The sequence below is a fragment of the Rhodoferax sp. SPJ21 genome, from assembly GCF_058216335.1.
In genome coordinates this window covers 1,495,788-1,510,322 of sequence record NZ_JBYZMO010000001.1, presented here as the reverse complement: position 1 = coordinate 1,510,322, position 14,535 = coordinate 1,495,788, and the positions used below count along the sequence as shown (strand labels likewise).

13 protein-coding genes are annotated in these 14,535 nt (G+C 54.8%); 9 read left to right on the top strand and 4 right to left on the bottom strand.

The features are described 5' to 3' along the window. The first annotated feature begins 1 nt into the window (after nt 1). Genes AC4BBN_RS06910 through AC4BBN_RS06895 form a run of 4 tightly spaced genes read left to right on the top strand, consistent with a single transcriptional unit; the run spans nt 2 to nt 4,440 of the window. Nucleotides 2–577, top strand: coding sequence for a DapH/DapD/GlmU-related protein (locus tag AC4BBN_RS06910; protein WP_490591201.1), 576 nt, complete (start codon nt 2–4; stop codon nt 575–577). A 28-nt stretch (nt 578–605) separates the two neighbouring features. Beyond that, nucleotides 606–1,787: an FkbM family methyltransferase gene (locus AC4BBN_RS06905; protein ID WP_490591200.1), complete on the top strand. Its 1,182-nt coding sequence runs from the start codon at nt 606–608 to the stop codon at nt 1,785–1,787. A gap of 42 nt (nt 1,788–1,829) precedes the next feature. Further along, nucleotides 1,830–3,101, top strand: coding sequence for a hypothetical protein (locus AC4BBN_RS06900; RefSeq protein WP_490591199.1), 1,272 nt, complete (start codon nt 1,830–1,832; stop codon nt 3,099–3,101). Nucleotides 3,102–3,156: 55 nt separating this feature from the next. Then, nucleotides 3,157–4,440 (top strand): protoporphyrinogen/coproporphyrinogen oxidase, encoded by a 1,284-nt coding sequence (locus AC4BBN_RS06895; RefSeq protein ID WP_490591198.1) that lies wholly within the window; start codon nt 3,157–3,159, stop codon nt 4,438–4,440. Between the two features lie 24 nt (nt 4,441–4,464). On the opposite strand, the gene AC4BBN_RS06890 is transcribed toward AC4BBN_RS06895, so the two are convergent. The 3 genes from AC4BBN_RS06890 to AC4BBN_RS06880 form a co-directional block, all read right to left on the bottom strand. Then, entirely contained in the window at nt 4,465–5,322 is an 858-nt protein-coding gene (locus AC4BBN_RS06890) for an NAD-dependent epimerase/dehydratase family protein (RefSeq protein WP_490591197.1), read from the bottom strand. Between the two features lie 38 nt (nt 5,323–5,360). Then, nucleotides 5,361–6,677, bottom strand: a complete 1,317-nt coding sequence (rfbH, locus tag AC4BBN_RS06885) for a lipopolysaccharide biosynthesis protein RfbH (RefSeq protein WP_490591196.1) — start codon at nt 6,675–6,677, stop codon at nt 5,361–5,363. A 454-nt stretch (nt 6,678–7,131) separates the two neighbouring features. Then, on the bottom strand, nt 7,132–8,355 hold the full coding sequence (locus AC4BBN_RS06880) for a flagellin N-terminal helical domain-containing protein (RefSeq protein ID WP_490591195.1): 1,224 nt from the start codon (nt 8,353–8,355) through the stop codon (nt 7,132–7,134). A gap of 242 nt (nt 8,356–8,597) precedes the next feature. On the opposite strand from AC4BBN_RS06880, the gene AC4BBN_RS06875 reads away from it, so the two are divergent. The 4 genes from AC4BBN_RS06875 (at nt 8,598) to AC4BBN_RS06860 (ending at nt 12,250) form a co-directional block, all read left to right on the top strand. Next, nucleotides 8,598–9,815, top strand: coding sequence for a flagellin (locus tag AC4BBN_RS06875; RefSeq protein ID WP_490591194.1), 1,218 nt, complete (start codon nt 8,598–8,600; stop codon nt 9,813–9,815). 140 nt (nt 9,816–9,955) lie between these two features. Beyond that, complete coding sequence (gene fliD, locus AC4BBN_RS06870) at nt 9,956–11,404, top strand: flagellar filament capping protein FliD (RefSeq protein ID WP_490591193.1); 1,449 nt, start codon at nt 9,956–9,958, stop codon at nt 11,402–11,404. 108 nt (nt 11,405–11,512) lie between these two features. Continuing rightward, nucleotides 11,513–11,923: a flagellar export chaperone FliS gene (gene fliS, locus AC4BBN_RS06865; RefSeq protein ID WP_490591404.1), complete on the top strand. Its 411-nt coding sequence runs from the start codon at nt 11,513–11,515 to the stop codon at nt 11,921–11,923. Between the two features lie 27 nt (nt 11,924–11,950). Beyond that, nucleotides 11,951–12,250, top strand: a complete 300-nt coding sequence (locus AC4BBN_RS06860) for a flagellar protein FliT (protein WP_490591192.1) — start codon at nt 11,951–11,953, stop codon at nt 12,248–12,250. A gap of 53 nt (nt 12,251–12,303) precedes the next feature. Here the strand turns inward: AC4BBN_RS06860 and fliE are convergent, their stop codons facing one another. Then, a complete protein-coding gene (gene fliE / locus AC4BBN_RS06855; RefSeq protein WP_490591191.1) occupies nt 12,304–12,621 on the bottom strand; it encodes a flagellar hook-basal body complex protein FliE in 318 nt (105 codons plus the stop codon). 175 nt (nt 12,622–12,796) lie between these two features. Between fliE and fliF the strand changes: the two genes are divergently transcribed. Next, entirely contained in the window at nt 12,797–14,518 is a 1,722-nt protein-coding gene (fliF, locus tag AC4BBN_RS06850) for a flagellar basal-body MS-ring/collar protein FliF (protein WP_490591403.1), read from the top strand. Nucleotides 14,519–14,535 lie beyond the last annotated feature (17 nt).

Here is a 14,535-nt window from a genome sequence, read left to right as displayed (position 1 = left end):
CATGGCCGCATGGGCGGAGGTGGAGCCGACGGTTGCGCTGCGTAGGATCACCTTACATCAAGATGCATCCTATGCGTTTGACATGTCCGTGCTGGATGAAATGTCGGTAGAGGACGCTACTGCCTTCGTTGCCCTGGGTTCTCAATTTTTGAACTTTCGGCGTTTTGAGCTCATGGGCTTGGTCAAGTCCATGGGTTTCAAGATGCCTGCCTTGGTATGTCCGGGTGCCGTGGTTGCGGCCAGTGCCCGAATTGGTGAAAACAGTTTCATCGGGCCAGGCGCGCTGGTTGGTGTGGACGCCGATGTCGGCTTTAACTGTGTAGTGGGGGCCGGCACGAACATCGGTGCCAGTACAAAACTAGGTAACTCTGCGTGGCTTGCTTCTGGCGTAGTGGTGGGTACTGCTTGTCGTATTGGTGCGCATGCCACTTTGGGCATGGGGGTGTTGGTACGGGATGGCGTGCAAATTGGCAAGCATTGTGTGCTGGACAAGCCTGGGACGGTTGTTACGGATCTAGTGGCCAAAACTTTCCACTTGGCATCGTTTGTCGATCCTGTGGTGGTTTTTGGGGTGTGAAGTAGTCTTATGGAAATGGAATGGCCCAATGACAGATAGAAGCGAGAGCCTTAAAAAATCACTGATAGAAATGGCCGCCCGAGGCGTAGATCCGGTGGATCACTTCAAAGTGGTGATGGCACAGCGGCCTATTTTTGTGTTGCAGCCTTTGTCTGTGATTGGGCGTATGCGCTGTAAGTATTTGCTGACATTGATGTCCGGCGTTGTGGCGTTGGTGGACGATGGCCTGACTCTGCCGGAGATGTTCGGTGTGCCGTGCTGGACGACTGCCCGGTTTATGGAGAAAGCCCGCCAATACCCCGGTGCCCTGGCGATCGATTTTTCAGACGACCCTTGGGGGCGGGCATTGACTGCCGCGCGTTGTCAACAGGCTGGTGTGGCGCTATTGGATTGCATCCCCGTGCTGGCTGTACATGGCCTTTTTTCTGTGTACGAAACGGTCAATGTCTACCGTAGCAAAACGTTGGAGCGGCTGGATGACTTTGTGCGGCTGGCAGACCGGTTGGACGACGAACTCAGTCGCGAAACGCTATACGCCAATCTTTTGTTTCGCTTGAGCTATGACCGCAACTGGCTGCTACCCATTGGCACTGATGCTTCGGAAGAGTATTTTTCGATGGCCGGACGGCCATCCACCTTCACGCTGGGTACGCGGGAGTATTTTTGCGACTGCGGCGCTTTTGAAGGCCCGGTAATCCGCAAATTTTTGGCTGCTACGCAGTGGCAGTACGGCAGCATCACGGCGTTCGAACCCGATCGGGTCAATTTCGCTGTCTTATCCAAGCTCTCAGAGTTGCCTGTGCACGACTTTCGGCCGCTCAAAAAAGCGGTGTCAAGTCGCCGCCAAACGCTTTATTTTGATGAAACTGGCAGCATGTCCAGCCACATTGTGGACAAGGGGACCGTTACCGTGAAGACCGTTCGTCTTGATGATGAGCTGGAGCGAATGAGCTTTTTGAAGATGGACGTGGAAGGCTTTGAGACCAAAACCCTCCATGGGGCTGCGGGGCTGCTTGCCAAAGATAGGCCCCGGATTGCTGCCTGCGTGTACCACTATGCGCAAGACTTGCTCGATGTGGTGTCAGCGGTGGACGAGCACGCAGGCGACTACCACTTTCGCTTGCGCCAACACAACGTGGGCTATTACTACGATCTGGTGTTGTATGCGTCGCCGGTGCAAGGCGTTGAGCCTGAAGCGCGAAATGCATGACCGGTACCCTGCACAGGAATCACTTTAAATTTGGAGGTAACTATGGCCGATATTCGAGGTGGACTTGATCGGGTACTTCTCAAGTACCCTGGCTTGGATATTTCCAAGTTGCGCTTAATTGGCTGGGGAGCTGGTCAAGCCTTTACCGATTACTACCCACACACCGGCTTGCCGCTGCAATACACCGTATGTCCACGGCACGAGAACCACGGTCGCGTTATCCATGGGGTAGAGGTTAGGGCGCCGGAAGCACTCTTACAGGAGTCGTATGAAGATACTTTGGTGGTGGTTTTTTCTACATATGCACCAGAGGCAATGAATTCGATACGAGAAAAGTGGGGCAATTACCGGACAGTGCGGGCGATAGCCTTTGGGGATGATTCTGGGCAAATTGCAGAGTTTCAGGCATTCCAAACAGTCTTGCAAGCCGGGTTGAGCTTTAAAAAGTCCCAAGTCCCCGATCCAGCAGATTTGGGTGTGTTTATGCAGGGGCCGCTCACATCATTCACACCGCTGGTGCTGGCGTTTAATCGACTCCGATATCCAGCCGCGCACATGGTCTTGGTTACCTGGACGACGGAAGATCCGCTTCATGTTGAGGCTTGTCGACCTTGGGTAGATCGGCTTGAGCAGATATCGCCCCCTCCACCCAATGGTTACGACACGCGCAACTACATAACGCGCTCATGCAAGGTTGCCAGCCGTTTGATGCAAGAAGCGGGTGTACGTTATGTTGTCCGTTCCCGAACCGATGCAGTTCTGACTGGGTCTATTTATCGCACGCTAGAACGTCTCTACGGCGATGGGAGAAGAAACAAGGGAAAGATAGGGGTATTCCTTCAGGCGTCATGGGCCTACATTCCTTTCCATTTTTCCGACAAGCTAATGATTTGCAGGACGGAAGATATGGTGCAGCTCTGGTCCTTGCCAGAGGATGAGCGTGGTGCGGAGAGTTTTCCCAGGTCATTGACGGACCCAGATTTTCTAAGAATTAATTTTCTGGATTTTCGGCACTACTCATGGGAGGCGCGGTTGTGGAGCACATATGCCCGGAAAATTGGGTATGCCGCTGAATCACTAGAGGATGCATATCGGTTCGCTCGGGAGCAGTTAATTGAGATTGACTCCGACATGCATATGTTCTCAATTAAGCACATTCCTTTGTTCAACCTCAAGCTACGCTCTATGCTGGAGCCCTCGCAGGAATGGTGGCAAGAGGTGCATAGTGATTTTGACGGTGCGCTGGGACATTTGCGCACAATCTCTGCATCTGGAATGACAATGGCCGATTTTCTTGCTAAACGGGTTGGCTAAAGCTGGATCTGTCCTTGTAGACCGCCATGAAATTCATCCCTAACGATCCGCGTATATGGCCGCGCCTTTGACCGTGTTGGGTGGCGGAATCGCTGGGCTTGCTGCCAGTGCGGCCGCGAGGGAGTGCGGGTCTAGCGCGATCGTCTATGAGGCTGCGCCACGCGCGGGCGGTTTGCTGGATGCGATTGAGGTGAACGGCTATCGGTTTGATAAAGCGGTTCATCTTTCATTTGCGGATCAAGCAGAAGTGCGTAAGGTTTTCGATGCTACGCCCTACTTGACGCACTACCCCATACCTCGGTGTGTGGAACATCCTTATTGGCTTAAATACCCGGTGCAGAACAATCTGTACGCATTGCCTATCGAGGAACGTATAAGCTTGCTTGAAGGGTTTATCGAGCGCCCAGATAGCGAAATCTATAGCTATAAGGACTGGCTGGTACGCCAATTTGGCAAGCCGTTTTCTGCCCGCTTTTCTGAACGTTATACCAATAAGTATTGGACAGTTTCAGCAGAGGAGTTAGGGGTTGACTGGATTGGCCCCCGTATCCATCGACCTGATCTGAAGGAGGTGCTGCGTGGCGCGATGACGGATAGTACGGAGAACGTCTACTACGCGCCTGTTATGCGATATCCAGAAAGAGGTGGATATCGGGCTTTCATTGACCCCCTTATTGCTGCTGCTGACATTCGATTGAGTCACCTTGTAAATAAGATAGATGCGTGCGCTAAACGTTTGTATTTCGCGAATGGTGTTGCAGCGGAATATGAGCAGCTCGTTTCGACCTTGCCTTTGCCTGCGTTGGTGGAGCTCATAGAAGATGTACCGCCAGATATTCTTCAGGCCGCCCGTACCCTGGTTGCCACCACTGTTGATCTCATCTCGATTGGCATACGGAAGCCAAATGTCTTCTCGGATTTATGGTTTTATATTTACGATGAAGATGTGCTGGCTGCCAGAGCAAACTGTCCGGGCGCACAGTCCGCAGATAATTGCCCGCAGGGGGCTTCCTCTATTCAGTTCGAGATATATGGGTCTGCGCGCCGTCCACTTGGACTCGACGTTGCGGCAATGAAAGAAAATTGCAAGTACGCCTTGCATAAGTGGGGTTTCATAAACCTGGAAGACATAGAGGTTGTTCACCACCATCACATTAGCTATGGCAACGTGATTTTTGAACAAGGCATGGAACTGCAGCGCGGCAAAATCCGCCAATGGTTGGCAGGTATCGGAATTGAGGTTGCTGGCCGTTTTGGTGAATGGGATTATCTTTGGAGTCACCAGGCATTCATGAGCGGGGCCAACGCGGCTAGACGCGCTCTCAATGAACGTCTTTGACGCGGCCCCAAATTACCTTGCGCACTACCGCTGTGGCGCTTCCCATACTGTGGGGTCGATCACCGGTACGCAGCGCATGATTTCACCCGGGCGATAGGGCAATGCTCCAGGCCGAAGTTGACTTCGAGCATTCCAGGTTGCCCACCATGTCGTAGCAAATTGCAGTATTGATATCGGTTGCCCGGAGCCTAAATTGCGCACCCACGGAATTCCTGCAACTACATCTTGACGTTCAATAGCGGCGTGGAAAGCTTGGACCACTCTTTCGACTGGTATGTAGTCTCGAATTTGTTCCCCGGGCGTAATTGAAAAGTCCTCGTTCCTAAGGGCCGCATGGCGCAGAGATGGCCAGAAATTTTCCGAGTACTGCCCATCTCCAAAGGCTGAAAAGATGCGCAGATAGCACAACTCCATCTTGTTTTCGGTAGCGAATGCGCTTGCACATGCGAACCCAGCAGCCTTTGATGCGGCATAGCCATATGTCGGCAGCAGCGGCGCATCGTGTGGGATAAAGTCAAAAAAATCAGCTGAACGGCCATACTCCGTTGAGCTTCCCGCCAAGACACCGCGCCGCACACCGGCTTGCTTTGCCGTTGTCATCAGCTGTAGCAGCACAGTCACGTTCCAATAAAAGAGTTTGGTCCATTCAGCTTGCTGGGGTGGCACGCCCGGTGATGCGAGATGCACCAGGACATCCACGCCAGCCAGATCTGTGGGGTCCAGGTTGTCCATCGCCTTGCAGATCCACGTGAGCCGTGGATGGCTAAAGGCGAGCAAACTGTGCTGACGGCAGAGTGCGGTTACCCGGTGTTCCGTATTCGTTAGCGCTGCGAGTAAGTGCCGACCTATAAAACCGGTTCCACCCGTTAGGAAAATGTGCATGCGTGGGTTGCTGGCGGCTGTAAGTTAAAAACCGGTTGCTAAAAATTTACGCCGAAGTAGGCTTCGATCTTGTCTGCTACAAAATCCAGCATGGTGCTTGTCAACGCGGGTTGTACTCCTACCCAGAATGTGTTGTTCATGACTTTGTCTGTGCGTTCCAGGCTGCCGCTGATGCGGTAACGCGTGCCTTGCATTGATGGTTGGCGTGTGAGGTTGCCTGCGAACAGTAGCCTCGTGCCAATTTGGCTTTGGTCTAGGTACTTTAGTAAGTCGACGCGGCGGCTGTCGGCATTTTCGCGTAGGGTTAATGGAAACCCGAACCAGGACGGCTGCGACTTCGCGGTGGGTTGCGGCAAGATGAGAAACTGCTCGCAGCTTTGCAGTCGCGCATACAAATGGTCGAAATTGTTCTGGCGCGCTGTAATAAATCCGGGCAATCGGTCCATTTGCGCGAGGGCACAGGCCGCCTGCATATCAGTGATTTTGAGGTTGTAGCCGATATGCGAATAGGTGTACTTGTGGTCGTAGCCGGGAGGTAGATCACCCAGTTGCCAGCCATACCGCTGACCGCATGTGTTGTCCGTGCCTGGTGCGCAATAACAGTCTCGACCCCAGTCGCGCAAGGAGGTGACAATTCTGCAAAGCTCGTCGTTATTGGTGAATACTGCGCCCCCTTCGCCCATGGTTATGTGGTGCGCTGGGTAAAAGCTGAGGGTGCCGATATCCCCAAATGTGCCCACGATGTGTCCGTCGTACGTGGCTCCTAGCGCGTCGCAGCAATCTTCTACCAGCCAGAGTCCGTATTTCTTGCACAACGCTTGTACGGCATCCAGGTTGTAGGGGTTGCCCAGCGTGTGGGCCAGCATGATGGCTTTGGTCCGTGGCGAAATGGCAGCTTCGATCAACGATGCGTCTATGTTGTATGTGCCTAGCTCTACATCCACAAATACAGGTACGGCACCGTTTTGGAGTATGGGGTTGACCGTTGTCGGAAAGCCTGCTGCCACCGCAATGACCTCATCGCCTGGCTGAATGGCACGATCGCCCAGGACTGGTGATGTCAGCGCGGTGAAAGCTAGAAGGTTTGCGGATGATCCGCTGTTGGTGGTCATAGCATGCCGGACGCCGAGAAAGTCTCTCAAGCGTTTTTCGAAAGCATCGTTAAAGCGGCCAGTAGTAAGCCAGCCGTCTAGAGACGCTGCGACCATATTCTGCAACTCAGCTTCGCCAATCACCTTCCCAGAGGGGGGGATGGCAGTGGCTCCCGGCAAAAAGGGTTTAGGTCGGTATGCGTGGGTAGCGAATTCGCTGACAAGAGTGGCGATCTGTTCGCGAAGCTGATTCAGTTTATCCATCTGTAAGTATTAAAACTAGGCAAAGAATCGCTCTGCGGTCAAGTGATATTCGGCTTGCTGGTTTGACCGACCCAGAAAGGCGGTGGTTAGCGAAGTGCAGCTCAGACTTATTTTCGACAAATTGAGTCGTCTCTTTAGGCGCAAGCATCGTTCTTGATGGTATTTGAAATCAAGATTGGTTGCGAGCGAAGTAGACGAGATTGATTCGCTTGGATTGTGGCAGCATCTTGGAGTGCCTTTTGTGCGGTCAATATATGGCTCAGATGACTTGAGTGGGGGCATGCCCTTGTTTGGTCTGAGCCATCGGGTGTCGTCGAGTATGCCCTGCGCTCCCTAGTCAAAACCTTTTTTGCTATTAATTAGATAGCTGGAGGTGCTTTCATTAATTGCGGTAGATGCACTTTTTTAAATTGAAAAGGCCCCGAAGGGCCTTCTTAATTACGCGCCGATTGGCTTATTGCTGCAGCAGTGTCAACACGCCCTGGGGCAGCTTGTTGGCCTGGGCCACCATGGCGGTACCGGCTTGTTGCAGGATCTGGGTGCGCGAGAGGTTGGCGGTTTCTTGCGCAAAGTCGGCATCTACGATGCGGCCCTTGGCTGCGGCCAGGTTTTCCACCTGGATGCTGATGTTACTTACCGCACTTTCAAAACGACTCTGCAAGGCGCCCAAGTTGGCGCGTGCCGAGTTGACTTGGTTGATGGCGCTGTCGATCTTCTTGATAGCCACCCAGGCGTCGCGCTGGGTGGTGATACTCAGTGTGTCAATGCCCATGGCATCGGTCGATGTGCTGGTGGCACTCACCTTCGAGCCCATGCTGGTGGCCGCCTCGCCAGTGGTCGACAGCGAGAACCCCGACAAGGTGATGGTGGAGGGGTCGCCATTGCTGTCCAGCTTCGAGGACATCAGGTCTATGCGGTAGGTTTGGTCCGGGTTTTGCGATAGGTAGGCTGTCACCCCAGTATCGGCTGCCTTCCTGTTGATTGCCTCGACCACTTGGCCCATACGCTCCGAGCCTGAACTTGCAACCGGTATCGAACCTAGGTCCACGGAAGTGGAGGCACCAGCGACCGATATGGTCAGGGTGTTAGACGGAATCGAGGTCAGTGTGCTTACAGAACTGGCGTTTACCGCGCTGGCCGACTGGTCGTAGGCATAGGCGATGTGGGACAGGCCTGTAGCAGTGGAGTTGGTCAATGCGCCCAGCGAGGCGACGTCGCCGGAGTTGGCGCCGACTTGGAATACGGCTCCGGCGAACGATCCATCAAGAATTTTGGTGCCGTTGAATGTCGTTTGCTTGGCGATCCGATCTACTTCGTCCGTCAGCTGGGAGACTTCAGCTTGCAGTGCCTTACGATCGTCGGCGCTGTTGGTGGCGTTACCGGCCTGCACGGCTAGTTCCCGCATACGTTGCAGCATGTCGCCGACCTTGCCTAACGCGCCTTCAGCCGTTTGTGCCAGCGAGATGCCGTCATTGGCGTTGCGCGAGCCGACGGAGAGGCCGCGGATCTGGGTAGCCATGCGCTCGGAGATCGCCAGGCCAGCGGCGTCGTCCTTGGCGCTATTCACGCGCAAACCTGAAGACAGGCGCTGCATCGAGGTGGCCAGCCCCATGGCATTATTTGCCAGGTTTCGCTGGGCATTGAGCGAATTGATGTTCGTGTTGATCGTTGCAGCCATTGCGAAGCTCCTTGAGAGATGAAAGTTGGCCAAAGCCGGTTCGGATCAGCTCAGCTGGCCAACGACCATGAGCGGTAACTCAATTGTGTTTATTCGAGTCCGTGACAGTCCTTGGATAAGCGGCACAAATCACCGGCTATTTACATGCCTAGCCCTAAAGTTTTGCTGAGGACACCCGAAAACATACTCAACGGGCCTTTTCAATGGTTCGTCATTGAACTCAACCTTTCAGGAGCTTTGAAATGTCCACAACTATCAATACGAACATCAATTCGCTGAACGCTCAGCGTAATCTGATGTCGTCCGCCGGCTCGTTGGCCACGTCTATGCAGCGCCTGTCTTCAGGTTTGCGCGTGAATAGCGCCAAGGACGATGCTGCTGGCCTGGCTATTGCCGAGCGCTTCAACAGTCAGATCAAGGGTCTGACGGTAGGTTCGCGTAACGCCAATGACGGCATCTCGCTGGCGCAAACGGCTGAAGGCGCGTTGGGCAAGGTCGGCGACATGCTGCAACGTATGCGGGAACTGGCTGTGCAGGCTAGTAATGCCACCAACAGCAAGGATGACCGCAAGGCGTTGCAGGCCGAAGTTTCTCAGCTCACCGATGAAGTTGACCGGATCGCCAAGCAAACTACCTTCAACGGCAAGAAGTTGCTAGACGGATCGTTCGCAGGTGCGGCCTTCCAAGTGGGCGCCAATGCTGGTGACACGATTACAGTGGGTAAGCTAACCAACTCTGCTGCTACCGGGTTGTCACAAGTTGCGTATGGTTTCGATGCCACTGCCAGCGCAGTGGATGCTAGTTCCGTGAGCACCTTGACGTCGATCAACAGCGGAACTTTGAGTATTTCGACGGTCGGGGGCACATCCGTGGATCTGGGGGTGGTTGCTGCTGCCAGCTCTGGTGCAGAGCGTATGGGTCAGGTGGTGGAGGCGATTAACCGTAAAACGGCCGATACCGGTGTGACGGCGTTCCTGTCGCAAAACGACACGGGGACTTACCGTATCGACTTGCTGTCGTCCAAGTTGGCCACGGACGGCACTGCGGTGTCCGCGACATTGACGGGCTTCAGCACGGCGACCACGGGGGTTGCGGCTGGTGCGATGCAAAGCCAATTGAACGCGACAAGCACTACGACCGATGCGCTGGGTATTGACACCCTTACGATTGACACGCAGCGTAACGCCTGGGTGGCCATCAAGAAGCTGGACTCGGCGATCAACCAGGTCAATAGCGCACGAGCTCAGTTGGGCGCTTTGCAAAGCCGGTTCGACAGTGCTACCGGCAACATCGCGATCAACGTGGAAAACCTTTCCGCTTCTCGCGGCCGTATTGTGGACGCTGACTTCGCCCAAGAAACCGCTAACTTGTCGCGCACGCAGATTCTGCAGCAGGCCGGTACCGCGATGGTGGCGCAGGCTAACAAGCTGCCGCAAAGTGTGTTGTCCTTGCTGCAATAAGGCTGACAGCACCGTAAATAGGTGCTAAAACGAAAAGGCGGATAAAGGCACCCCCTTTATCCGCCGTTTTGCGTTCCGAAATGCAGGTACAAATATGCCTGTTCGTTTCGTTGTAGCAAGCATCCGTCCTGGAGGTCATCATGGGCATTACATCAACCGGCGTTGGAAGTGGTTTGGACGTCGAGTCCATCATCACCAAACTGGTAGCGTTGGAAAAGCAGCCCCTGACGACGTTGCAGGCCAAGGCGGCGGTCATTCAGACGCAGATTTCCGACTATTCCCAGGTTAAGTCGCTGGTGTCCACCTTGTCGGATGCGGCCTCCAAGATCACGCTAGACAGCGGCTGGAGCAGTGTCAAAGTCAGCTCGTCCAATAGCTCGGTGACTGCGTCAGTCACGGGCTATGCGAGTGCGACCAGCTTCAGTGTGGGTGTGTCCCAGTTGGCGAAGGCCCAGTCTGTAGCTTCGACTGCCGTGACGGCCGGCGCTGCATTTGGCACGGCTGGGACGCTGACTTTGCAGACGGGAACCTGGCAGGCTGATAATTCTTTTGTGGCCGGTACTGCCTCCAGCGTATCGGTTGCTGTCACTGCAACTGACACCATGGCTCAGATTGCAACCAAGATCAACGATTCCGGGGCCGGCTTGATTGCCACCGTCTTGACGGACGCCACGGGTGATCGTTTGATGTTGCGCTCTGCTACCACGGGAGCAGCTGCCGGTTTTCGCGTGCAGGTAGCCGATAGTGACGGCACGAATACGGATAGCGCAGGTTTGTCCAAGCTGGGCTTTGATTTGGCGGCGACCACAGCGTACGGGATGGCTGCCAATACGTACCAGGCGGCCCAGAATGCCAAGGCAACTATCAACGGCATTTCGGTGAGCTCGGCTACGAACGCCTTCTCAGGTGTGATTGCTGGCATGACGATTAATGCATCTGCCGTTACTACATCTGATGCGGAAGTATCCAGCACCATTGATAAGACTGCACTGACAACCAATATCCAGGCGTTTGTGGATGCCTACAACGCGGTCAACAAGTACCTTGCGGATGCGACTGCGTATGACGACACGACCAAGAAGTCTGGAGATTTGCAAGGTGACTCCACGGCAATAGGCTTGCGCAACTCATTGCGTTCCGCCATGGCGAGCGGTACGGGAACGAGTACTACCAATGGCTCTGGCACGTATTCGCGTTTGTCGGAAATTGGTATTTCGCTAGGTCGAGATGGCAACTTTACGGTGGATGCCACCAAACTGGGGACGGCTTTGAATACGCCGGATAACGTCAAAGCTTTATTTGCCCAGAAGAATACAAACGTGTCTACCAACGGTATTGCCCGCAAGGTCAAGACCTTTGCCGATGGCTTGCTGGCTTTTGACGGGGGGCTGAATAACAAATCTGATGCCTTGGCTGCGGCAGTTAAGCGCAATTCCACGGACCAAGACACGGTTACGGCGCGCGCTGCCTCGGTAGAAAAGCGCTTGCGTCAGACTTATACCGCTTTGGATACCAAGATGGCGGGCTTGACTGCCTTGAATTCGTACATCACGCAGCAGGTCACTATTTGGAACGGCAGCAGCAAGTAAGCGTGGCGCTATTGATTGAATCGGTGGGTACTTTTTTTAACAATTTGACTTGAGTTTTTTCGTGCTGTGTCGATAACTAATACAACAAGCCCAATGGACGCTACCACCATGTTTACTCCAGTCAGTGCACGCGCAGCTTCTGCATACAAACGAGTTGGTGCACAAACCAGCATCGAAGGCGCAAGCCCCCATCAAGTGATTTGCTTGCTGTTTGAAGCCTTGCTGCGCTCCCTGCAAAGCGCACGCGGTGCCTTGGCGCGCGGAGATATTGAAACCAAAGGCGAGGCGATCGGCAAAGCTGTTCGCATCCTGGAGGAGGGGCTGAAGTCCGGCCTGGATATGGACGCAGGAGGTGAACTGGCCGTGAACTTGAATGGTGTATACAACTACAGTATTTTGCGACTGACGACTGCCAACCTCAAGAACGATGCCTCCTTGATTGAGGAGGTAACCCAATTGATCGTGCCGGTGTTTGATGCCTGGAAAAGCATCAATGTGCCTTCGGTTGGTAACGCTTGAATTTAGACCTATTGCTGGATTTACACCATGTCGCAACTCTTGATTGACTATTACAAAGCCATCGAAGACAGCAGCCACAAGATGCTGCAGGCTGCCCAAGTTGAAGATTGGGATGAGGTAGTGCGTTATGAGGGTGCGTGCGCGGTGCTGATCGAGCAGCTGCGCCACCAGTCTTATGCCGAACAGCTAACGCCTGAAGACAAAACAGAAAAGGCTCGCATCATGCAGCGGATCTTGCGCAATGACGCCGAGATACGTTACCTGACAGAGCCTTGGATTCAACAGTTTGAGCATCTGCTGGAGCGCCGGCCCCAGGTGGTTCACTGAAGAGTGGAGGGGCACGGCGCCTGGCGCGTCCGTGAGCCCCGGTTATGCAGGTGTCAGACCTGCATATTCATGATGTCGCTATACGCCTGCACCATGCGGTTGCGTACATGTAGAGTCGCCTGAAAGCCAATTTGCGCTTTCTGGATCGCGACCATGGTTTCTTCCAGGCTCACATTGGGGTTCTCCATTTGAACCTCTTGCTGTAGCTGGGTAGCCGTATTTTGCGCATTGCTCACATCTTTCAACGCGCCTTTGAGGGCGGTTGAAAAGCCGGCGCTTTCCACGCCACCCGCAGCTGTGGGGTTGGGGCGGAGGGTTGATCCTGCACGGGGGATCGGGGTGCTCGAAATGGGTGACAAGCGGAGATCCATAGCGATTTCTCCAGGGTAATGGTCCTATGCAGCGATCGTAGCCAGGCGAGCGCGATAGCATTGGGTGAAATGGTGGCCAAAACAGGGGCTTATCACGCTGCTGTTTTGGGGGCTTGGCAGAATAATCACCCCAGTTCGTGGAGCAAGCTCGCGCCATACCGACCCGGAAAGCATGATGTCTGCAGTCGCCGAAATTCCCGTTAGCTCTTCGCCATTTGCTGAAAGACTGGCCAAGCTAGACCGCACCCAGCGTTTGCGCTTGGGGGCAGGGTTGGTGCTGCTGGTCTTGGTGGTCCTTGCCGGTATTCTTATGAGTGGGCGGCAAGAGTATCGCGTGCTGTATACAAATCTGGCGGACAAGGATGGCGGTGCCATCGTGGCTCAACTGAGCCAGATGAACGTACCGTACAAGTACACGGAGGGCGGCGGTGCCATCCTGGTGCCTGCGGACCGAGTGCACGACACTCGTTTGCGCCTGGCTTCCTTGGGTTTGCCTAAATCCTCGGTCTCAGGTTTTGAGATCATGGAAGCGAATCGCTTCGGCATGACCCAGTTTCAAGAGCGGCTGGCCTTTCAGCGTGGCTTGGAGGGCGAGTTGACGCGCTCTATCCAGGCCTTGTCGTCCGTGTCCAGTGCCCGGGTGCATCTGGCGCTGCCTAACCAGAACGGCTTTTTCAGAGAGCAGCAGAAGCCATCCGCTTCCATTTTGGTAAGCCTGAACCCAGGCCAGACCCTGGATCGCGCTCAGTTGGCGGGCATCGTGCACCTGGTTGCTTCCAGTGTGCCCGAGATGCAGCCCAGTGCAGTCAGTGTGCTGGATGACACCGGCAAGCTGTTATCGCAGTCACCTGACGGCGCGGCTGGCGCGGATGCGGAGCAGTTGCAATATGTGCAAAGAATTGAGCAGCAGTACAGCCGTCGCATTCTGGATATGCTTGAGCCGATTGTGGGTCGGCAAAATGTCAAAGCCCAGGTGACTGCCGAGGTGGACTTTTCACAAGTTGAATCCACTGCGGAAATGCACAAGCCCAATCTTTCACCTGACACCAGCGCGGTGCGCAGCCAGCAAGTGGTTGAGTCCGGGGCTGGCGCGGGTTCTGGCAATCCGGCAACGGGCATTCCTGGTGCGACGACCAACCAGCCCCCTGCATCCTCTGCGGCTCCGATCAATGGCGCGTCTTCGCCTCTGACGGTGGCTGGTGCTGGCGCTGCGGGGGCGAATGCAACTCCAGCCAAGCGTGAGTCGGTCACCAATTACGAGGTTGACAAGACGGTACGCGTGGTGCGCGGTGGCTCTGGTTCTATCAAGCGTTTGAGTGCCGCTGTGGTGGTGAACCACATGGCGTCAGAGGATGACAAAGGCAAGCCGACCTCCAAGGCATTGAGCGATCAGCAGATTGAACAGATGACCGCTTTGGTGCGTGAGTCGATTGGCTTCAACAAGGACCGTGGCGACTCCGTGAATCTTATGAATGCGCCGTTCATGGTTGAAGGTGCAGTGGTGGATGACACGCCTCTCTGGAAGCAGCCGCAGGCACTGGAAGTAGCGCGCAGCCTGGCTTGGCCAATTGGGACCGTGATTTTGGCGGCGCTGGTGTTGTTTGGCTTGGTCCGCCCTGGGATGAAAACCATGATGGCGCCCAAGGTAGAGCCTTTGGCGGTGGGCGCTGTGGGGCCGGATGGTTTGCCTGTACTGGCTGGTCCTGGCGGACAGTTGGATGCGATGGTGGCGGAAGATCCTCAGCGCCCCATGTTGATGGGACCCGGCGGCGTGCCCATGCTTGGGCCGACGGACCACCAAGTGCGGCTGGAAGACGCGCGGCAGTTGGCTAGAACGAACTCCACTGCGGTTGCAAATATTGTCCGTGGGTGGATTAATGGGGAATCCAACACTTGAGCGCTATTTACTGAAGG

Coding starts and splice junctions, on each gene's coding strand:
- AC4BBN_RS06900 (WP_490591199.1), top strand. CDS start 1,830: ATGGCCGATATTCGAGGTGGACTTGATCGGGTACTTCTCAAGTACCCT.
- AC4BBN_RS06905 (WP_490591200.1), top strand. CDS start 606: ATGACAGATAGAAGCGAGAGCCTTAAAAAATCACTGATAGAAATGGCC.
- fliE (WP_490591191.1), bottom strand. CDS start 12,621: ATGGATCTCCGCTTGTCACCCATTTCGAGCACCCCGATCCCCCGTGCA.
- rfbH (WP_490591196.1), bottom strand. CDS start 6,677: ATGGATAAACTGAATCAGCTTCGCGAACAGATCGCCACTCTTGTCAGC.
- AC4BBN_RS06860 (WP_490591192.1), top strand. CDS start 11,951: ATGTCGCAACTCTTGATTGACTATTACAAAGCCATCGAAGACAGCAGC.
- fliD (WP_490591193.1), top strand. CDS start 9,956: ATGGGCATTACATCAACCGGCGTTGGAAGTGGTTTGGACGTCGAGTCC.
- AC4BBN_RS06890 (WP_490591197.1), bottom strand. CDS start 5,322: ATGCACATTTTCCTAACGGGTGGAACCGGTTTTATAGGTCGGCACTTA.
- fliS (WP_490591404.1), top strand. CDS start 11,513: ATGTTTACTCCAGTCAGTGCACGCGCAGCTTCTGCATACAAACGAGTT.
- AC4BBN_RS06895 (WP_490591198.1), top strand. CDS start 3,157: ATGGCCGCGCCTTTGACCGTGTTGGGTGGCGGAATCGCTGGGCTTGCT.
- AC4BBN_RS06880 (WP_490591195.1), bottom strand. CDS start 8,355: ATGGCTGCAACGATCAACACGAACATCAATTCGCTCAATGCCCAGCGA.
- AC4BBN_RS06875 (WP_490591194.1), top strand. CDS start 8,598: ATGTCCACAACTATCAATACGAACATCAATTCGCTGAACGCTCAGCGT.
- fliF (WP_490591403.1), top strand. CDS start 12,797: ATGTCTGCAGTCGCCGAAATTCCCGTTAGCTCTTCGCCATTTGCTGAA.
- AC4BBN_RS06910 (WP_490591201.1), top strand. CDS start 2: ATGGCCGCATGGGCGGAGGTGGAGCCGACGGTTGCGCTGCGTAGGATC.